The sequence below is a fragment of the Flavobacterium cheongpyeongense genome (genome assembly GCF_003202435.1).
GTDB lineage: Bacteria > Bacteroidota > Bacteroidia > Flavobacteriales > Flavobacteriaceae > Flavobacterium > Flavobacterium cheongpyeongense.
On the sequence record NZ_QJHK01000001.1, the window covers coordinates 299,656 to 321,737 of the forward strand.

Here is a 22,082-nt window from a genome sequence, read left to right on the forward strand (position 1 = left end):
TTTTAACTAGCTAATAACCAATCAAACCAACCAAAATCATGAACCAAACCAATGCAGGGATAGGAAAATATCGCTGGACAATCTGTAGTTTAGTATTTTTTGCTACTACTGTAAATTATTTAGACCGAAATGTAATCAGTTATTTGAGGCCTTTTCTTGCAGAAGCCTTTCATTGGACTCCTGAGCAGGAAGTAATTGATTATTCTAACATAGAATTGGCTTTTAAAATTGCTTACGCACTGGGAATGCTCGTTGCAGGAGGAATTATTGATAAATTAGGTACAAAACTGGGGTATGCGATAGCGACTGGTTTGTGGAGTTTAGCCGCTGTAGGACATGCGTTTGCAACTGGTACTGTTGGTTTTTTAATTGCCCGTGTGTTTTTAGGAGTTACAGAAGCAGGAAATTTTCCTGCTGCAATAAAAGCGACAGCCGAATGGTTTCCGCAAAAGGAACGTGCTTTGGCAACAGGTATTTTTAATTCAGGGAGTAATATCGGAGCCATAATTGTCCCTCTTTCAGTGCCTTTTATAGCTGAAAACTATGGTTGGCAGTGGGCTTTTATTGCAACTGGTATTATAGGATTTATATGGCTGGCATTATGGTTTGTTTTTTATGAAGTACCTCAAAAACAAAAACGCTTATCTCAGGCAGAGTTAGACTATATTACTGCTGATAAAACGGATATAGTTAAAGAAAAAGATACTGATAAAGTATCTTGGTTAAAATTGTTAGCTTTCCGTCAGACATGGGCTTTTGCAATTGGGAAGTTGTTGACAGATCCTGTTTGGTGGTTTTACTTATTCTGGTTGCCTGATTTCCTTATGAAACAATATAAACTTTCTGCAACTGAAATTATTTGGCCTTGTGCTTTGGTGTATGTGATAGGAAGTATAGGAAGTATCTTTGGAGGCTGGCTTCCTTTAAAATTAATTGAAAAAAACTGGCCGGCATACAAAGCCCGCAAAACAAGTATGCTGCTGTATGCATTTGCAGTTTTACCTGTGCTGTTTTCTCAATATTTAGGAGCTGTAAACATGTGGTTGGCAATTCTGGTAATTGGTTTCGCTGTCTCGGCTCATCAGGCCTGGAGCGCCAATATCTTTACAACGGTTTCTGATATGTTTCCTAAAAAAGCTACTGCCTCAGTTACCGGAATAGGAGGAATGTTTGGAGCACTTGGCGGAATTTTACTAACTGTTTTAGTTCAAAAAAATATGTTTGTATACTATACCAAAATTGGTAAAATTGAAACAGGTTACTTTATTATGTTTTGTATTTGCGGGGCTGCCTATTTATTAGCCTGGCTTATTATGCATATTTTAGTTCCAAAGATGAAAAAAGTAGAAGTGTAGAAATTACACAAATAAATTTTCATTTGTATTATGATATTTAAATATAAAAATATAATTTTGTGCAATCGATTACATTAAAAATAAAATTATGACAAAATATAGTTCTAGATATGCTTCAAGCCCTGAAGCTGTGAAAAAATACGATACTCAGGAATTGAGAAATGAGTTTCTGATTGATGATTTGATGCAGGAAGATGAAGTGGTGTTGGTTTATTCACATTATGACCGATATATTACAGGTTCTGCAGTTCCGGTAAAAGGAGATTTAGCATTAGAAACTATTGACCCGCTAAAAGCACCCTATTTCTTAGAGCGAAGAGAAATTGGTATTATTAATGTAGGAGGAAACGGTTCTGTAGTTGTTGAAGGAACTACATATCAATTAGGATTAAAAGATGCTTTATACATCGGAAGCGGTAATAAAGAAGTGATTTTTAAAAGTGAAGACAAAAACAATCCTGCAAAATTCTATATTAACTCTGCACCGGCTCATACTACTTACCCAACAGTAAAAGTAAGTTTGGCAGAAGCAAATAAATTGCAACTGGGTACGATGGAAACTGCAAATCACCGTACCGTAAACCAAATGATTATTGGAAGTGTAGTTACCACTTGTCAATTGCAAATGGGAATGACAGAATTAAGACCGGGAAGTGTTTGGAATACAATGCCTGCTCACGTACACGATCGTCGTATGGAAGTATATTTTTATCTTGATATTCCCGAAAACCAGGCAGTTTGCCATTTTATGGGGCAACCACAAGAAACCAGACACATCTGGATGAATAATCATCAGGCAGTTATTTCTCCACCATGGTCTATTCACTCAGGTTCAGGGACAAGTAATTATACTTTTATCTGGGGAATGGCAGGTGAGAATTTAGATTACGGTGATATGGATGTTTGTAAAATCACGGATTTAAGATAAGAATCATGACAAACTTATTTGATATAAATGGAAAAGTTGCCTTAATTACAGGAAGTACACACGGACTGGGAATGGCAATGGCAAAAGGATTAGGTCAGGCTGGAGCAACTATCGTTGTAAACGGAAATTCTTCTCAGGAAAAGATCGATGCAGCTGTAAAAGAACTTCAGGACCAAGGTATAAAAGCCGTAGGTTACAAATTTAATGTAACTGTGGAAGAGGAAGTAAAAAGTGCTGTTCAAAAAATTGAAGGTGAAGTTGGAGCAATTGATATCTTAATCAACAACGCCGGAATTATCAAACGAATTCCGTTAATCGATATGGAAGTTGCTGATTTCAGAGAAGTGATTGATATTGATTTAGTAAGTCCTTTTATTGTTTCTAAGCATGTAGCAAAAGGAATGATCGAAAGAAGGCAAGGTAAGATTATCAATATCTGTTCAATGATGAGTGAGTTGGGAAGAAATACTGTTTCTGCCTATGCTGCTGCAAAAGGAGGCTTGAAAATGCTGACTAAAAATATGGCTACCGAATGGGCAAAATACAACGTTCAGATCAACGGAATCGGGCCTGGTTATTTTGCTACAGAACAGACTAAGCCGATCAGAGTGAACGGACACCCATTTAATGATTTTATTATCAGCAGGACTCCGGCAGCTAAATGGGGTGATCCAAGTGATCTAGCAGGAGCTGCAATATTTTTATCATCAAAAGCCAGTGATTTTGTAAACGGTCACATTTTATATGTTGATGGCGGAATCCTTGCTACAATTGGAAAACCATCTAACGAAGAATAATATTCTATTTTATATTTAAATCATGAGCTCGAATAAAACATTCATAAACGATAATTTTTTACTTGAAAATAAATACGCTGAAGAATTATACCATAATTACTCAAAAAATCAGCCTATTATAGATTATCACAATCACCTCAATCCACAATTTATTGCAGAAGATAAAATTTTTGACAATATTACAAATGTGTGGATAAACGGAGATCACTACAAATGGCGCGCAATGCGTACATTAGGTGTTAATGAGCAGTTTATTACAGGAAATGGCGCAGATAAGGATAAATTCATTAACTGGGCAAAAACAGTTCCGTATACTATGCGTAATCCTTTGTACCACTGGACACATTTAGAATTAGCACGCTATTTTGATATTTACGATTTGTTGAATGAAAAATCAGCTGAAAGAATATATGAAGAGGCCTCTGCAAAAGTAAATTCGGCAGAATACAGTACACGTAATTTACTTAAAAAAGTAAATGCTGAACTGGTTTGTACTACTGAAGACCCTATTGATACTTTAGAGTTTCACCAAAAATTAAATAGTAATCCTTTTGAAACTAAAATGAGTACGGCTTTCAGGCCAGATAAAGCTATTTTGATTTCGAATGACGGTTACAACGCTTATCTGGACACATTGGGGGATGTATCCGGTGTGGCAATTAATACCTATTCAGATTTACTTTCAGCATTAAGAAAGAGAATTCAATTTTTTAATGAAAATGGATGTAAATTAAGTGACCATGGTTTAGATCAGATTTATTTTGAAAACTTTACCGAAGCTGAAGTAAATGCAATTTTCAAAAAGAAAAGAGAAAATCAAACGATAACTCCTGAAGAAGCCTTGAAATTCCAAAGTGCTGTATTGTTGTTTTTATCTGAAACGTATCATGAACTTGGATGGGTTCAGCAATTTCACCTGGGTGCTTTGCGTAATAATAATGCCCGTATGCACAGAATTTTAGGGCCTGATACAGGGTGGGATTCAATTGGGGATTATCCACAGGCTCAAAAATTGTCTGCTTTCTTAAATGCCTTAGACAGTAAAGATAAATTAACAAAAACAATTATTTATAACTTAAATCCTGCTGATAACGAAGTGATGGCTACCATGATCGGTAACTTTAATGACGGAAGTGTTAGAGGAAAAGTGCAGTTCGGATCAGGATGGTGGTTTTTGGATCAGAAAGACGGAATGACAAAACAATTAAATGCTCTTTCAAACATGGGATTAATTAGCTGTTTCGTGGGAATGCTGACCGACTCAAGAAGCTTCTTATCTTTTCCTAGACACGAATATTTCAGACGTATTCTTTGTAATCTTTTAGGAGATGAAATTCAAAGAGGTGAACTTCCTGCTGATATGCAATGGATCGGAAAAATGGTTTCTGATATTTCATATAACAATGCAAAAGAATATTTTAAATTTTAATTAAGTATTGAAAATGACTAAAGTAGTTGCATTCGGCGAAATAATGTTGCGTTTTTCTACAGAAAGACATTTGCGTTTTTCTCAGGCTAAAGCATTTACAGCATCTTATGGTGGAGGTGAATTTAATGTTTGTGTTTCTTTGGCAAATTACGGTATTAATGCTGAGTTTGTTACCAGATTACCTGAAAATGAAATAGGTTACTGCGCAGTGCAGGAAATGCGTAAAATGAATGTTGAATCTAAAAGTATTGTTTACGGCGGAGAACGTTTAGGGACTTATTATTTAGAAACGGGAGCAGGAACCAGAGGAAGTAATGTTGTGTACGACCGCGCACATAGTTCGATGGCAACTATTCAGAAAGGAGATATTGACTGGAAGAAGGTGCTTCAAGGAGCAACCTGGTTTCACTTTAGCGGAATTTCAGCTGCAATTTCTCAAAGTGCTGCAGAAGCCTGTCTTGAAGCAGTTCAGATCGCATACGAATTAGGATTAACTATTTCATGCGATTTAAATTACAGATCAAAATTATGGCAATACGGAAAAACTCCAAGTGAGGTTATGCCTGAGTTATTAAAATACAGTCACGTTATTTTAGGAGATATTGATACGGCCTATTTTATGTTAGGAATTCCTAAAGTAAATCCGGATTATCAGGATGAAAAATCATTGCCGGCTTTATATTCTAAACTATATGAACTTTGTCCAAATTTAAAAACGGTAGCTACTACATTACGTTATTCTGTAAGTGCTTCTCATCAAAGAATTGGCGGTGTTTTATTTGACGGGACTTCAGTTTATAATGCTGCTGTACAGGAAGTAACACCGGTGATTGACCGTGTTGGTAGCGGAGACGCCTTTATGGGAGGATTAATTTATGGATTAGTTGAATATAAAGATAATAAACAAAAGGCATTAGATTTTGCAGTTGCGGCTTGTTGCCTGAAACACACTATTGCCGGAGATTATAATTTAGTTACGTTAAAAGAAGTTGAAAATATGGCTGGAGGTAACTCGGCCGGATTAGTATCAAGATAAATAAAGTATGGCAAAGTATTCAAGAATTGAAGTAGCTCAGATGATGAAAGACAACGGAATGGTTCCCTTGTTTTTTCATTCGGATATTGAAATTAGTAAAAAAGTATTAAAAGCCTGTTACGATGGAGGTTCCAGATTAATGGAATTTACAAGCAGAGGTGATTTTGCTTTTGAAGTTTTTGGAGCATTAAATAAATATGCGCTGGCTGAATTGCCGGGAATGATGTTAGGTGTTGGTTCTGTTACTGATGCTGCTGCAGCTTCATTGTACATGCAGCTTGGTGCTAATTTTATTGTTACTCCTGTTTTTAGAGAGGATATTGCAATTGCCTGCAATCGTAGAAAAGTTTTATGGTCTCCGGGTTGTGGAACTCTTTCAGAAATTGCAAGGGCTGAAGAATTAGGCTGTGAAGTCGTAAAATTGTTTCCCGCAGATATTTACGGACCAGAGTTTATTAAAGCGATAAAAGGACCTTGTCCTTGGACAACAATCATGCCTACTGGAGGTGTTTATCCAACGGTTGAAAGTTTGTCGTCATGGTTAAATGCAGGTGCTACCTGTGTTGGTCTTGGTTCACAATTAATTTCAAAAGATTTGCTTGATAAACAAGATTTTGAAGGATTAAAAAACAAAGTAAGTGATGTTTTAAACATCATAAAAGATATTAGAAAAAATTAATAAGGGATAAATTAGTTAGTTCCTTATTTTAAAGCAGTTTTTTTTAGAGTTTTAAAGGTTGTAATTGAACATTACGCTTGAAAAATAAAGCTTGTCACTCCTCACAGCAAGCTTTATTTTAATCTTTACAAGTGTAATGTTTCTTTTACAATAAAAAACGGATAAGGGATTAATGAGGTTATTTATAACACTTTTAAGAGAAGATTTAAAATGAAAAAATTAAATAGAGTAAATACAGGATTAGAAAAATTAAATCCAATTAAAGTAGTTCAGTTTGGAGAAGGTAACTTTTTAAGAGCTTTCGTTGATTATGCTTTTCAAAGATTAAACAACGAAGTTGATTTTAATGCAGGTATTGCAATTGTTCAGCCATTAAAAGATGGTATGGTGCACCTGATTAACGATCAGGATGGTCTTTATACTTTGTTTATGAACGGTATTAAAAAAGGTGAAAAGATACAAGATATCCAGTTAATTTCTAATATTGTAAAAGCGATAAATCCATATAGCGATTTTGCAGATTATTTAGCACTAGCCAAAGAAGAAGAACTTCAATTCATAGTTTCAAATACTACTGAAGCCGGAATTGAATTTCTTGATACAGATACTCCAGATATGCAGCCGCCTGCAGCTTTTCCAGCAAAATTGACGGTTTTGTTACACGAAAGATTCAAACATTTCAACGGAGATGCTTCAAAAGGAGTGACTGTTATTCCTTGTGAATTGATTGATTATAACTCAGAAACCCTAAAAAAATGTATCTTACAATATTGTGATTTATGGAAATTAGAAGATGCATTTAAAACTTGGGTTTCAGAAGCGTGTACGTATCACAGTACTTTGGTCGACAGAATTGTTCCTGGATATCCAAGAGCAGAAATTGAAGATTATAATAGCAAATTAGATTATCAGGATAATTTAATTGTTGCTGCTGAACCTTTTTTCCTTTGGGCAATTGAAGGCGGTGAAGATTTAAAACAAAAACTGCCTTTCCATAAAACAGATTTGAATGTGAAAATCGTTGATGATATTCGTCCTTTCAAAATGATAAAAGTTCGTATTTTGAATGGTGCACATACAGCGATGGTTCCTACTTCACTTTTGTACGGTAACAAATTAGTTATGGAAACTGTTAACGGTGATTTTACCGGAAAATTCGTAAACAGTGTTATCAGTGAAATTAGCGAAACTCTGGCAATGGATAAAAATGAAATCACTGCCTATACTGAAGAGGTAATGGATCGTTTTAAAAATCCATTTATCAAACATGCACTTGCTGATATTGCTTTAAATTCTATCTCAAAATTCAAAGTAAGAGTTTTGCCAAGTTTATTAGGATATTATAATGCAAACAACAAATTACCTGTTAGTTTGACTTTTTCACTGGCTTCTTTGATTCAGTTTTACAAAGGAACATGGAATAACGAAGCATTGCCAGTAAAAGATACTCCGGAATTAGTGGAAGCATTTAAAGATGCGTGGGAATTAGGGGCTTTGGATGCGGTTGTAGCTGCTGTTTTAGCGAATACAGATTTTTGGGGTGAAGATTTAACAAAAATTAACGGTCTGTCTGAGGCATTAGTAGTAGCTTTAACTGAAATTGAAGCTAACGGAATTGAAAAAGGTTATGCTCATTTCAGCAAACAATATTAATTAGAATAGTTACTTTCTAAAATTATTATCATGCAAAAAAAATTAATAAAAGTAAACCCTTCTGATAATGTAGCTGTAGCATTAGTTAATCTGGTTGCTGGCGAAGTTGTTAACTTTGAAGGAGAAGAAATCACTATCGAGTCTGATGTGAAAATGAAGCATAAAATTGCGATGTATCCTTTCGAACAAGGAGAACGCATTATTATGTATGGAGTTTTGGTGGGTAAAGCGAGTGCTCCAATTGCAAAAGGAGGCTTACTTTCTACTGAAAATGTGAAGCACGAAAGTGCAAAGGTAACTGCTAAAACTGAATCTATCGGCTGGACGGTTCCTAATGTTGATAAATGGAAAGATAAAACTTTCATGGGTTATCACAGAACAGACGGACAAGTTGGTACTGAAAACGTATGGTTGTTCTTCCCATTGGTATTTTGTGAAAACAGAAATATCGAAATCTTAAAAGGAATTTTTGAAAAAGAATTGAAAAAACCAAAAGAAAACGACTACCAATTGCTGCTTCGTTCTTTAGTGAATTCTGAAAAAGGGGCTGAAGATGCGGTCGCAAAATCAACAGAAGTTGATTTGTTTGAAAATATTGAAGTAAAATTCATTCAGCATCAGGGTGGTTGTGGAGGAATTCGTCAGGATTCACACTCTTTGGCTAAATTATTAGCAGGGTATGTTAATAATCCAAACGTTGCAGGAGCTACCGTATTGAGTTTAGGTTGTCAAAACCTGCAAATCTCTATTTTTCAGGATGCAATGAATGCGATTAATCCAAATAGTGATAAGCCTGTTTTGATTTATGATCAACAGCAAATTGGAACAATTGAAGAAATGTTGAGTACCGTAGTAAAAGACTCTTTTGCTGCTATAAAAGAAGCTAATAAAATAGTAAGAAAGCCTGCTCCATTGTCAAAATTAAGAATTGGTTTAGAGTGTGGTGGTTCTGATGGATTTTCAGGGATTTCTGCTAACCCGACGTTAGGCGTATTGTCTGATAATTTAGTTGCTTTGGGCGGAACTACAATTCTTTCGGAATTCCCTGAATTATGTGGTGTAGAACAAGAGTTGGTAAACCGTTGCGTAGATGATAAAGACGGAAAACGTTTCTTAGAATTAATGCAATGGTATGAAAAAACTGTTGTGGATGCAGGATCAGGATTTGATATGAATCCGTCTCCGGGTAACATCAAAGATGGTTTGATTACAGATGCCATGAAATCTGCAGGTGCTGCCAAAAAAGGAGGTACTTCACCAATCGTTGGCGTTTATGATTATGGAGAATATATCAATGAACCTGGTTTTACATTATTGTGTACTCCTGGTAATGACGTTGAGTGTACTACTGCAATGGTAGGCTCCGGAGCGAATATGGTATTGTTTACTACAGGTTTAGGAACACCAACAGGAAATCCGATTGCTCCGGTTGTAAAAGTATCTTCAAATACGCAATTGGCTACAAAAATGTCTGATATTATTGATATTGACACTGGTGGTATTATTACCGGAGAAAAATCAATTAATGAAATGGCAGACGAAATGCTAGAGTTTATAATTGATGTTGCTAGTGGAACAATCAAGACCAAAGCAGCGATTTTAAATCAGAATGATTTTATTCCTTGGAAAAGAGGAGTTTCACTTTAATTAAACTGAATATAAAACTATTAAAAGGTGGTTCTTGTTGAAGATTTACGAATGTGTAATTCTGGTGCAAGAACTACCTTTTTTTCGATTTTAATAGTGTCGTTTTTGTCTACTTGTTCAAGGAAAACACGTGCGGACATTCTTCCCATTTCAAGTGGTGACTGATCTACAGAAGTTATAGAAAGTTCCATAAATTTAGTAAAAGGTTCGTTACTGAAACCTGCTACACAAAAATCAGTTGGAATGCTTATATTTCTCTCTTTTAATTCCTGAATAGCTCCCAAAGCAGCAAAATCACTTGAGGAAAATATAGCGTCTGGTGGAGTTTCAAGTTGTAATAAAATACTTATCGCTTCTTTTCCTGATTCCACACTACTCTTGATAGGAATTACATACTCCTCTTTAAAAGTTAGTCCGCTATCTAATAACGCTTGTTTGTAGCCTAAAAACCTATTCTTAAAAATATCAAGTGACTGGTCTCTGGAAAAATGAGCAATATGTCTGCAACCTTCATTGATTAAGTGTTTTGTAGTAAGATACCCCCCTTTAAAATCGTTAATAGTAACTGAGCTAACACCATTAAAATGTCGGGTTCTGTCAAAAAAAATCAAAGGAACATTTTTTTGTAATACGTTCAGAAATGCATCATAGTTTTGATCACCAACATCTGTAACCGACATTAAAATACCATCAACCTGTGCATCTATTAAAGCATAAAGGTTTTCGTTTTCTCTTTTTGGATCATCATGTGTTTGTGAAATAATTACATGATAACCATGAGGATTAAGTTCTTCCTCGATCCCCCTAATTACAGTTCCAAAAAAATTATTATCAACACGAGGAACAATAATACCAATATTGTTGCTTCTTCCGCTTTTTAAAGCCAAAGCTAATTTGTTTTGTTTGTAGTTCATCAAATCAGCCGTTTCCTTGACCAATTCACGCGTACTTTTTTTTATTTTTGGGCTGTTATTTAATGCTCTGGAGACGGTAGCAGCAGTAATGTTAAGTCTTTTGGCAATATCGTAAATAGTGGTTTTCTCGCTCATTCAAAAAAAATATCTTTGATTATTTTGGCACAAAAATACCTCTTTTTTGAATAATTCAATGTAAATTATTATCGATTACTAAAATGGTATAATAATTTTAATTATCGTGTAAGAATAGAAATATAAAGTTTCTAATTTTTCGATAAATGCAATTGATGCTAAAAAATAAATAAATGAAAAAAGCACATTTAATTGATTAAATTGGAAGAAGATAAAATAAGAAATTTCATTTTTTTTATGTTTTGTACTTTCATAAATCTGATGATAGGCTAAAACTATAATTAGTTAATGATATATTAAGAGTTTTTTCTTGTTGAAGATTTACGAATATGTAATTCTGGCGCAAGGACTACCTTTTTTTCGATTTTTATGGTGTCTGTTTTTTCAACTTGTTCAAGGAAAACACGAGCAGCCATTCTTCCCATTTCGAGAGGTGACTGGTCAACAGAAGTTATAGATAATTCCATAAACTTAGTAAAGGGTTCGTTGCTAAAGCCTGCTACACAAAAATCATCCGGAATGGCAATATTTCTTTCTTTTAATTCCTGAATAACTCCCAAGGCAGCAAAGTCGCTCGAAGAAAATATGGCATCTGGAGGTGAATCAAGTTCTAATAGCATATCAATTGCCTTTTTTCCTGCATCTACACTACTTTTAGACTGAATAACATACTTTTCGTTAAATGTAATTCCGTTGTCTAATAATGCCTGTTTATACCCCAGGAAACGATTTTTGAAAATTTCCAGAGATTGATCTCCGGAAAGATGTGCTATGCACTTGCAGCCCTGATTAATTAATTGTTTAGTTGCAATGTATCCTCCCTTAAAATCATTTATTGTTACAGAACTTACACCATCTATGTGTTTACTTCTGTCAAAAAATATGAGTGGTACATTTTTTTTTAGGACGTTATGAAATGCATCATCATTTTCATTATTAACATCAGTAACAGACATTAAAATACCATCTACCTGTGCATCAATTAGGGTATATAGATTCTCGCTTTCCCTTTTTGGATTTTCATGAGTCTGGCAAATGATAACCTGATAACCATGAGGATATAGTTCTTCTTCGATCCCTCTGATTACAGATGCAAAAAAATTACTGTCTATTCGGGGAACGATTACACCAATGTTATTGCTTCTGCCACTTTTCAACGCTAAAGCTAATTTGTTTTGCTTGTAGTTCATTAAAGAAGCAGTCTCTAAGACTAATTGTTTTGTGCTTTCCTTTATTTTAGGATTGTTATTTAAAGCTCTTGAAACCGTAGCAGCAGTGATATTTAGTTTTTTTGCAATATCATAAATGGTTATTTTTTCACTCATTCAAAAAAAATATTTTGATTATTTTAACACAAAAATACATTTTTTTTGGATATTCCAATATAAAATGTTATCGATTACCAAAAATCTTTTAATTGCCAAATAAAGATTTAGCTATAATAAAAATATATGTTATTTTTTATTGTAAATGTAATTTAAATTATAATAAAAAAGATATTTGTAAATTTTTGATAAATTAATTTGTTGAATTCAATCTATTTTTTTACTTTCGTGTAATCGATTACATAGTTAATAAAATCTTAATTCTGAAATAGAAGTAGTACAAAATGGAAGTATATAAGGCTTTAAACAAGAATTTGGTGTTTTTAATAGTGGCTTGTATTGTGTTTTTTATGTCTTGTGGTGGTAAGACGTTAGAAAAGACGATCGATAATCCATGGGAAAGAATGAGCTTAATTGAAGAGAGTGTTCCTCAGGTGAGATTTTTGGATAAAAATTTTAATATAAAAGATTTTGGTGCTGTTGCAGATGGAGTGACATTTAATTCAGTCGCTTTTGAAAAGGCAATAAAATTTTGTGCTAATAATGGCGGTGGAAAAGTTATTGTACCAAGTGGGAAGTTCCTGACCGGACCTATTCATTTAGAGAGTAATGTAAATTTACATCTGGAGGAAGGTGCTGAAATATTTTTTAGCACAAATCCGAAAGATTACCCTGTAGTTCATACCTCGTTTGAAGGAACAGAATTGATGAATTATTCACCTCTTATTTATGCCAAAAACAAAACCAATGTAGCGATAACAGGTAAAGGTACTCTGAATGGTCAGGCAAATAACAGTAACTGGTGGGCATGGTCAGGAGGTAAAAGTTATGGCTGGCAAAAAGGGGTTCCCTCTCAAAATGATCCTGAAAATCGTGAGGTTTTGGTTGATATGGCAGAAAAAGGCGTGCCAGTTGCAGAAAGAGTTTTTGGAGAAGGGCGTTACTTGCGGCCTAATTTTATTGAATTCTTTGAATGTAATACCGTTTTAATAAAAGATGTTAAGATCATCAATGCGCCTTTTTGGATTTTACATCCAATCAAATCTAATAATATTATTATAGACGGGGTTACAATAAATAGTCATGGTCCAAATAACGATGGCTGCGATCCTGAATATTCGCAAAATATAATTATTAAAAACTGTGTATTTAATACCGGGGATGATTGTATAGCTATAAAGTCAGGAAGGGATGCTGACGGAAGAAGAGTAGCAATACCGAGTAAAAATATTATTGTGCAGAATTGCAAAATGATTGATGGGCATGGAGGAGTGGTAATTGGCAGCGAAATATCTGCAGGAGTAAATAATGTATTTGTTGAAAATTGTGTTATGGATAGTCCAAATCTGGACAGAGCGATTCGTATTAAGACAAATTCTAAACGAGGTGGGACAATTGAACATGTTTATGTGAGAAATCTGGAAGTAGGAACCGTTAAAGAATGTGTACTGAAATTGAACATGTTTTATAATGTATATGGTTCTCAGACAGGAAACTTTATTCCGGTTATCAGAAATGTAAGTTTAGAGAATGTAAAAGTAAAAAAAGCGGGAAAATATGGGGTTTGGGCCGAAGGATATAAAGAATCTCCAGTCGAAAACATAACACTGAATAATGTGGTTATCGAAAAGGCGGACTCCATTTACCTATTGAAAAATATTAAGAATTTTAATTTTATAAATACCTATATCAATGACAAAAAAGTAGAATCAATTAAAAACTAAAAATTAACTATCAATTAACCATTAAAATAAAATTATGAATATTAAGCAATTATTAAAAAAAAGAATGAAATACAATCTCGTATTTTTATTTTTTCTTAATTTTCTGTTGAGCATTACTATGAATGCTCAATCAGGACAATCCAATACGATTGAAGGTAAAATAACTGATGCTACCGGGCTTTCCCTGCCTGGGGTGAATGTTGTGGAAAAGGGAACTAAAAACGGTACATCAACAGATTTTGAGGGGAGTTTTAAAATAACTGTTTCAAACAGCAAAGCGATTTTAGTAATTAGCTATTTAGGATTTAAGACTCAGGAAGTGAGTGTTGCCGGAAAATCGAAAGTGAATGTCAGTCTTACAGAAGAATCAAACACACTTACTGAAGTTGTTGTAGTTGGATACGGTACTGCAAAAAAATCTGATGTTACTGGTTCTATTAGTACCATAAGTGCTGCTACAATTACTGAAAGAAATTCAACCAATCCATTAGAAGCTATTCAAGGAAGCACTCCTGGGGTACAAATTACTTCTAGTACTGGTCGGGCTGGAGATGGATATAATGTAGTAATTAGAGGAAAAAACTCTTTATTATCTGATGCGACTCCTCTATATGTGGTAGATGGTGTACCAACAGATAATATTGACTTTTTGAACCCACAAGATATTGCTCGTATGGATGTATTGAAAGACGCCTCTTCTGCAGCAATTTACGGTTCTAGAGGAGCTAGCGGGGTTATCATTATTACAACAAAAAGTGGAACAACTGCTAAAAGTGGTGTAAGCATATCTTTGGAATCTTCTTACGGAACCAAAACAGCTGTAAGATTACCAAAAATGATGACAGGAGCTGAATGGTGGGCATATCACCAAGCTGCCTTTTTGAGCGCTACTCCTTTAACTCAAACGCCGGCACAACTTGCATCATCAGTATTACTTACACCAAATCAAAATGCACTTTTACTTTCAAGAGCTAACAGCGGTTATAATTTTGATTGGTATGACGCCGTACTTCAACCAGGTATGACAGCCAACAATTACATTAACTTATCTGGTCGTGGAGATAATGGCTTATCTTACAATTTAGGCTTCGGTATTCAAAACGATGAAGGTCTAATCGATAAAGATTCTATGGACAAATACTCTTTCAAATTAGGTGTTAACCATAAAATAAATGATAAATTTTCAACAGGTGCCAATCTTACCGTTGCACGAGTAGAAACAGAACTCGGAAGTGACTTAGCAATGCAAAATGCATTTAGAATAAATCCGCTTATGTCACCATGGGCTGTTGATGCAAATGGACAAGAGTTAGTAGGTACTTTATTTTTTCAACCTGGAAAACTGACTTATCCTAATGGATCATTTGCTATAAATAAAACCAGTGTAGTGAATCCTCTAATGGAAATTGCTAATTCGTCACAGACTGAAAAAAGCTGGCAAACTATCGGAAATGTATATTTCCAATACCAAGCTTTAAAATGGTTATCATTCAAGACAACATTTGCTGCAGGAATCCTTAATGGCAAAAATAGCACTGCTTACACTGCTCAAACTGAAGCAGGCGTACAATTAACTAATAAAAATTCAGCTTCTGTAAGAAACATACAAAACTTCAACTATACATGGGATAACCAAATTGATATGAAATACACTTTCAATGAAGACCATGCTGTAAGTGGGCTTTTACTACAAAGTTTCTACTCTAATGTCGATGAAAACCAATACATGTATTCTAACAATCAACCTTTTAATGTTGAATCGAACAATATGGGTTCTGGAGTGCAAACAAGTTATCAAATTACGTCGGCTTATGCTAAAAACACTTTAAATTCATATGCTGCTCGTGTAAACTACGGGTACAAAGACAAATATTTGCTAACAGCATCTGTTCGCTGGGATGGATCTTCAGTTTTGGCTGAAGGAAACAAATGGGAAAGTTTCCCTTCTGTAGCATTAGGTTGGAACATTAGTAAAGAATCATTTTTAGCAAATAGCAGTAGCGTTTCTAACTTAAAATTACGTGCTAGTTTTGGTTATACTGGAAATGACAATGTAGCTCCTTATACTTCTCAAGCACTATTGGACCAACAAACATTCTATGCTAATGGAAGTAATGTTGTTCCTGGGTGGCAATCTAAAAACTTAGCCAATACTGATTTGACTTGGGAAAAAACCAGAGAGCTTAACTTAGGTCTTGATTTTGGTTTCTTAAATAATAGAATTACAGGTTCTGTTGATGTTTACGATCGTTTATCCGATAAATTAATTTACTTACAAAAATTACCTTATGAAACAGGTTGGAATAATACTTATTCTAATGTTGGATCGGTAAGTAACAAAGGAATTGAGGTAGGATTAACTACGAAAAACATACAATCTAGTCTTGTTACATGGGAAACTACTTTTACTTTTACTAAAAACGTAAACAGCTTGGAATCAATATACAACCAAGATCAGGTAAGTGATATTGGAAATAAATTAATTTTAGGATCTGAATTAAACCCTAACTATAATTATATTTATGATGGTGTTTGGCAGGAAAGTGAAGCAACTGAAGCTGCTAAATACAGTATGGCTCCTGGCCAGGCTAAAATAAAAGATTTAAATGGCGATGGTAAATTTGATGCAAAAGACAGAACAGTAATTGGTAATGCTAACCCTGAATGGCAGGGAAGTATGTATTCAAAATTAAATATAGGACAATTCGATTTTAATTTCTCTATACTTACCAGCCAAGGGCAAACAGTACTTAGTACATTCCATCAAAATTTTGCAGATGTAAGCGGTAGGTCATTCCAAAAAATAGCTATGGAATACTTCGTACCTACCAATGGTGCAGGACTTCCTGCAAATGCCAATAATACAAATCCACGTCCGGGGCCAGTAGCAACAGGTGCAGGTGCATTTTGGAGCTCAGGAATGGCTTATTATAGGGAAGTTGATTATGTAAAAATCAAAAATATCTCTTTAGGATATACATTTAATTCAGAGCTACTTAAAAAAATAAAAATGAGCAATCTTAGACTTTATATAAATGTATTGGATCCATTTGTATTTACTGATTTTGATGGATACGATCCAGAATGGGCTTCTTCTTCTTTTGGAGTAAACCGTCCAGCTTCTGTTACAACACAATTAGGTATAAGTGCTAAATTTTAATCTTAAGAAAATGAAAAAAACTATAATATTATTAGGCCTCTTCGCTGCTTTGTTTACCTCATGCAACGATTATATCGAAGAAGAAAGTCTTTCTAACGTTCCAGCTGATGCAACTTATAAAACAGTTTCAGGTTTTAAACTATTAGTTAATTCTAATTATGCTAGTCTTAAAAATATATATGGCGGTGCTCCTTGGTTATTTTGTGCTGGAACCGACATGTATGCCGAAGGAAGAAATGCTGAACCAGCAGGATTAAGTCAGTACATACAATTAATCCCAGATTCACAATTTGTTGAACAATTATATCAGAGTTGTTACCAAACAATTCAATCGGTAAACAAAACCATCTATTATTCAACTTTAACTGAACAAAACACTGATGTTCCTCTACTCGTTGGTGAAGCTAAATTTATTAGAGCTCAAGCGTATTTCTTGTTGGTACAAACCTACGGAGGAGTTCCGATTGTAGATGAGCATATTACCAGTTCTGTATTATCCTTCAATAGAAATACTGCTGAAGAAGTATATAATCATATCATCAAAGATCTTGAAGAATCTTTAGTTGCTGTAGGAACAACTTCTTATACTAGTTCCGGAAAAATAAACAAAAGAGCTGTAAATGATTTACTTGCTAAAGTATATCTAACAAGAGGTTATGAAACTTTTGGAAAATCAACAGATTTTGCAACTGCTGCTGCATATGCTGATGCTGCTATTGCCGGGCAAGCTTTAAATTTGCCTTTTGCGGATTTGTTTAAAATATCTATTTCACCAAATGCAAATAATGACTTGAATGCAGAGGTACTATTTTCAATTCAATATGATTTAAGTTCAACTAGTACAAGTCCTACTTCATTAGGGAACAATCAATTCTATTATTTTGGTCCTTACTTAGGTGGAGCTGAAACAAATGGTGCTCCTTTAAGAAGCTACACTTTATGTCCGACTGCTTACGCATTGGGATTATACGAAAAAGGAGACACAAGATGGGCTGCTACTTTTATGACCGAAATCTATGAATATAAGAGACCTTCTGATGGTAAAATCGTTTTATATGTTCCGTACTATGACAAATCAATTTCGCCTACAGATGTAAACTTAAAAGTTAGACATTTCTACGAACCAAAATGGTTTACCGCAGCTGACAAAATTGCTTATGAAGCGTCTATAAGAAAATCATCAAACTATAAGTACCATGCATGGGGGACTTATGATCCATCATCTCCAGACAAAGCCAATGATTGTGGTACTATACCAGTTAAGAAATTTGACGATCCAACTCCTACTACACCTATAACTACAGGAAATGTAAGTACGAGAGACATTATGGTAGCTCGTTTAGCTGAAACATATTTAATTGCTGCTGAGGCCTATTTAAAAGCAGGCGATCCTACAACTGGATTGGCTAGATTAAACGAAGTACGCAGACGGGCTGGTGTTGCCAATGCTACTGCTGGTCAGTTCAACATCGATTATATTCTTGATGAAAGAGGAAGAGAATTATTAGGGGAATACACAAGATGGTTTGATTTGAAACGTACAGGAACTCTTATTGTAAGAGCTTCAATGTATAATTATACAATCAAATCTGCTGCTAATTTTGATGGCAAAAATGGTGAGAAGAAAATATTGAGACCAATTCCTCAATTAGCTCTTGACTTAAATCAAAATAAAAATTTCCCACAAAATCCGGCATATTAATTCATTTAAGTGTTAAATAAAACATTGTTTTTGAGTTAGTTTTAAAAAGGAGTTTGGCAATTTGCCAAACTCCTTTCTTAAATAAAACAATATAGTCAAATGAGAAAAATAGTGTTAATATCAGTATTCGTTTTCTATTGGATGCTAGCTCAAAGTCAGTATAGAATAGACACCTCATATACTATAAAAAGTAGCTACACTAAACTAATAAAAAAATATCCTTTTATAAGAATAGCTGAAGAGACAAAAAACAAAAATGTCAAAAAAATTAGTGATGTGGTTTATAATCAGGATAAAAACAGAGCTTTGCATTTCGATGCTTTCTTTAACACAGCAAAAAAAAGAAACCCTGCTGTAATCATGATTCATGGTGGAGGCTGGAGATCAGGAAATAAGAGTCAGATGAAAACAATGGCACAGGAAATTGCTTCAAAAGGCTATTCCTGTTTTGCAATAGAATACAGATTGTCTCTTGAAGCTAAATATCCAGAAGGCGTTTATGATGTTAAAAATGCAATTAAGTTTATAAAAGATAATGCCGGAAAATTCAATGTAGATCCAGACAAAATTGCTGTTTTAGGATGCTCTTCAGGAGGTCAAATGGCTGCTTTGACTGGTACTACAAATGGAAATTCAGCTTTTAATGATGCTCAGAATAATAGTAAATCGTCATCTAAAGTAAATGCAATTATCAATATAGACGGCGTTTTAGCTTTTAAACATCCGGAATCTTCTGAGGGTGAAATGGCAGCTTTCTGGCTAAAAGGGACCGTAGCAGAAAATCCTGAAAATTGGAAAAATGCTTCTGCTTTGACACATACTGATAAAAATACACCACCAATAGTATTTATAAACAGTAGTGTTCCCCGGTTTCATGCCGGAAGAGATGATATGATTGCGATTTTAAATCAGAACAACATTTATAACGAAGTTCATACAATTAAAGATTCGCCTCATTCATTTTGGTTTTTTAACCCCTGGTTTAGTGAAACTGTTTTTTATACGACGCAGTTTTTAGATAAAGTTTTAAAATAATTTAATAAAAAAAGAATATTCTGAGAAGTCTTTTAACTCGTTAACTAAAAGCAATTAGAGCAAAAAACGAAAATTAAATAATAACAAACATGATATTTTTACCAAAAAATAATTTCTATAAAAAAGTAATTGTAATGTTACTTTTTTGTTGTGGTAAAACAATTGCTCAGGATGTTGATCAGAATCGGATTATTTCTGATAAATTAAAATGGTCAGAAAGAATGGCTTTGTCAATAATTAAAAGATATCCTGAGGCATGGAAAATTGATAAGCACGAGGTACCAAAATGGGATTATAAAATTGGTATGATTCTGACTGCTTATCAAAAATTATATGGCAAGACAAACGATCCTAAATATTATGATTATGTCAAAGGATACGCTGATGTTTTTATAGATGAAACTGGTGTGATTAAAAAGTTTGATCCAAAAAATCATAGTCTTGATAATATAAATGCCGGAAAAATACTTTTTGATTTGTATGTTAAAACAAAACAAGAAAAATACCTGACAGCTATAAAAATATTAAGAAGTAATTTTGATGACTATCCAAGAACACAATCCGGTGGTTTTTGGCATAAAAAAATCTATCCGAATCAAATGTGGCTGGACGGACTTTATATGGGAGAGCCTTTTTATGCAAGATATACAGCTGAATTTGAGGGAGGAGAAAAATTAAATGATGTTGCCCATCAATTTGAGCTCCTTCACAAACATACATTTGATAGAAAAACGGATTTATATTTTCATGCATGGGATGAAAGCAAACAAATGGCATGGGCTAATAAGGAAACGGGGACAGCTCCTCATATCTGGTTAAGAGCACTTGGCTGGTATGGCATGGCATTAGTAGATGCATTAGATTATTTTCCAAAAGACCATCCAAAACGAAATGAATTGATTGGATACTTGAATGAATTAGCTGCTGCAATAGCTAAATATCAGCACAAATCCGGTTTATGGTATCAAATTCCGAATTTACAAAATCAAAAAGGAAATTATTTAGAATCTTCAGGTTCTTCAATGTTAGTATATTTTCTTGCCAAAGGAGTTCATAATGGTTATTTGCCTGCGAAATTTGAAAAAGTGGCCAATAAAGGATTTAATGGATTAATAAAGAAGGTTATTACGGCAGATGAAAATGGAGAAATACACATGGTTCAGGTATGCGGTAGTGCAGGATTAGGCGGAAATCCATACAGGGATGGTTCTTTTGAATATTACATGAACGAAAAAATTGTAACCGACAATTCTCACGGATTAGGTGCTTTTCTGCTTGCAGCAATAGAATTAGATAAATAGAATTTCAATAAAGTCAAAATAAATTACTATGTTAAAGAACACACTAAACACTTTAAAAGTCACGGCGCTTTTGGTTTCATTCACATTTTTTAGTTGTAAAACGGCTTCTCCAAAACCATTAAAAACTGCTGATTTACAAAATCAAACTATAATTTCAAAAGATTTAAAGTGGTCTGATAAAATGGCTTTAACCCTAATGAAGCGTCATCCGGAATCCTGGCAGATTGACGATTCACAGGCTCCGAAATGGGACTATGTTCATGGTCTTGTTTTATATTCATTCGAGCAATTATATAAAAAGAATCCAGATGCAAGATACGCCTCTTATGTGCAGGGATATTTAGATGCATTGATTCAAAATGATGGTAAAATAAAAACGTATGAAATAGAAAAACACAATATTGATATGATTGTTGCCGGTCGTTTGCTGTTTAATGCTTATGACAAAACAAAAGATGAGAAATATTTAAAAGCAATGCAATTATTGCGTCAGCAATTAACAGAGCACCCAAGAACACAATCGGGAGGATTTTGGCATAAAAAAATCTATCCTAACCAAATGTGGTTAGACGGTTTGTATATGGGTGAGCCTTTTTATGCCCAGTATACAGCAACTTTTGAAAACGGAAAAAATCTTGACGATGTTGCACATCAGTTCGAACAAATTCAATTGCACGCAACCGATCCGGTAACAGGCTTATTATATCACGGTTGGGATGAAAGTAAACAAATGCCATGGGCCGATAAAGAAACCGGAAATTCACCAAACTTCTGGTCAAGGGCTTTAGGCTGGTATGTAATGGCTTTGGTTGATGCTTTGGATTATTTTCCAAAAGAGCATCCAAAACAAAAAGAACTGGTTGGGTATTTGAACAATGTATCGGAAAGTTTAGCGAAATTTCAGGATAAATCCGGTTTGTGGTATCAGGTAACAGATAAAATGGGTAAAGAAGGAAATTATCTGGAAGCTTCTGGTTCCTCAATGTTTGCTTATGCATTTGCAAAAGGTGTAAACAAAGGCTATTTGCCTGCAAAATTCAAAAAAATAGCCAACAAAGCTTTTGACGGATTGACAACTCAATTAATAAAAGTTGATGCTGATGGAACAATCACACTAACTCAGGCTTGTCAGGTAGCAGGACTTGGAGGAAATCCATACAGAGATGGTTCGTATGAATATTATGTGAATGAAAAAAAGAAAGATAATGATCCGAAGGCTACAGGGCCATTTATATTAGCTGCATTAGAATTAAACAGATAAG

Annotated in this window: 16 protein-coding genes; 14 read left to right on the forward strand and 2 right to left on the reverse strand. The window is 34.3% G+C overall.

What is annotated here, in order from left to right; all coding sequences use genetic code 11:
* Positions 1-38: 38 nt before the first annotated feature.
* From DMB65_RS01315 to DMB65_RS01350, 8 genes are all read left to right on the forward strand, one after another.
* Positions 39-1,355, forward strand: coding sequence for an MFS transporter (locus tag DMB65_RS01315; protein ID WP_110304865.1), 1,317 nt, complete (start codon positions 39-41; stop codon positions 1,353-1,355).
* Between the two features lie 88 nt (positions 1,356-1,443).
* Complete coding sequence (kduI, locus tag DMB65_RS01320) at positions 1,444-2,283, forward strand: 5-dehydro-4-deoxy-D-glucuronate isomerase (RefSeq protein WP_110304866.1); 840 nt, start codon at positions 1,444-1,446, stop codon at positions 2,281-2,283.
* A 5-nt stretch (positions 2,284-2,288) separates the two neighbouring features.
* Positions 2,289-3,080 carry a gluconate 5-dehydrogenase gene (locus DMB65_RS01325; protein ID WP_110304867.1) on the forward strand — a complete coding sequence of 264 codons (792 nt, stop codon included), beginning with the start codon at positions 2,289-2,291 and terminating at the stop codon, positions 3,078-3,080.
* Between the two features lie 22 nt (positions 3,081-3,102).
* A complete protein-coding gene (uxaC, locus tag DMB65_RS01330) occupies positions 3,103-4,509 on the forward strand; it encodes a glucuronate isomerase (protein WP_110304868.1) in 1,407 nt (468 codons plus the stop codon).
* 13 nt (positions 4,510-4,522) lie between these two features.
* Positions 4,523-5,545, forward strand: a complete 1,023-nt coding sequence (locus DMB65_RS01335) for a sugar kinase (RefSeq protein WP_110304869.1) — start codon at positions 4,523-4,525, stop codon at positions 5,543-5,545.
* Between the two features lie 7 nt (positions 5,546-5,552).
* Complete coding sequence (locus DMB65_RS01340; protein ID WP_110304870.1) at positions 5,553-6,224, forward strand: bifunctional 4-hydroxy-2-oxoglutarate aldolase/2-dehydro-3-deoxy-phosphogluconate aldolase; 672 nt, start codon at positions 5,553-5,555, stop codon at positions 6,222-6,224.
* 210 nt (positions 6,225-6,434) lie between these two features.
* A complete protein-coding gene (locus DMB65_RS01345; protein ID WP_110304871.1) occupies positions 6,435-7,877 on the forward strand; it encodes a tagaturonate reductase in 1,443 nt (480 codons plus the stop codon).
* A gap of 30 nt (positions 7,878-7,907) precedes the next feature.
* Positions 7,908-9,524 carry a UxaA family hydrolase gene (locus DMB65_RS01350; RefSeq protein WP_110304872.1) on the forward strand — a complete coding sequence of 539 codons (1,617 nt, stop codon included), beginning with the start codon at positions 7,908-7,910 and terminating at the stop codon, positions 9,522-9,524.
* Positions 9,525-9,544: 20 nt separating this feature from the next.
* On the opposite strand, the gene DMB65_RS01355 is transcribed toward DMB65_RS01350, so the two are convergent.
* Positions 9,545-10,573, reverse strand: coding sequence for a LacI family DNA-binding transcriptional regulator (locus DMB65_RS01355; protein ID WP_110304873.1), 1,029 nt, complete (start codon positions 10,571-10,573; stop codon positions 9,545-9,547).
* Positions 10,574-10,869: 296 nt separating this feature from the next.
* Positions 10,870-11,898 carry a LacI family DNA-binding transcriptional regulator gene (locus tag DMB65_RS01360; RefSeq protein WP_110304874.1) on the reverse strand — a complete coding sequence of 343 codons (1,029 nt, stop codon included), beginning with the start codon at positions 11,896-11,898 and terminating at the stop codon, positions 10,870-10,872.
* A gap of 284 nt (positions 11,899-12,182) precedes the next feature.
* On the opposite strand from DMB65_RS01360, the gene DMB65_RS01365 reads away from it, so the two are divergent.
* The 6 genes from DMB65_RS01365 (at position 12,183) to DMB65_RS01390 (ending at position 22,081) form a co-directional block, all read left to right on the forward strand.
* The gene (locus DMB65_RS01365) at positions 12,183-13,622 is read left to right on the forward strand and encodes a glycoside hydrolase family 28 protein (protein WP_110304875.1); all 1,440 of its coding nucleotides are present in this window, start codon (positions 12,183-12,185) and stop codon (positions 13,620-13,622) included.
* A gap of 64 nt (positions 13,623-13,686) precedes the next feature.
* Positions 13,687-16,782: a SusC/RagA family TonB-linked outer membrane protein gene (locus tag DMB65_RS01370; protein WP_230470571.1), complete on the forward strand. Its 3,096-nt coding sequence runs from the start codon at positions 13,687-13,689 to the stop codon at positions 16,780-16,782.
* A gap of 10 nt (positions 16,783-16,792) precedes the next feature.
* Positions 16,793-18,484 carry a RagB/SusD family nutrient uptake outer membrane protein gene (locus tag DMB65_RS01375; protein WP_110304877.1) on the forward strand — a complete coding sequence of 564 codons (1,692 nt, stop codon included), beginning with the start codon at positions 16,793-16,795 and terminating at the stop codon, positions 18,482-18,484.
* Between the two features lie 99 nt (positions 18,485-18,583).
* Complete coding sequence (locus DMB65_RS01380; RefSeq protein WP_110304878.1) at positions 18,584-19,519, forward strand: alpha/beta hydrolase; 936 nt, start codon at positions 18,584-18,586, stop codon at positions 19,517-19,519.
* Between the two features lie 89 nt (positions 19,520-19,608).
* On the forward strand, positions 19,609-20,820 hold the full coding sequence (locus tag DMB65_RS01385; protein ID WP_110304879.1) for a glycoside hydrolase family 88/105 protein: 1,212 nt from the start codon (positions 19,609-19,611) through the stop codon (positions 20,818-20,820).
* Between the two features lie 28 nt (positions 20,821-20,848).
* Positions 20,849-22,081 carry a glycoside hydrolase family 88/105 protein gene (locus DMB65_RS01390; protein WP_110304880.1) on the forward strand — a complete coding sequence of 411 codons (1,233 nt, stop codon included), beginning with the start codon at positions 20,849-20,851 and terminating at the stop codon, positions 22,079-22,081.
* Position 22,082 lies beyond the last annotated feature (1 nt).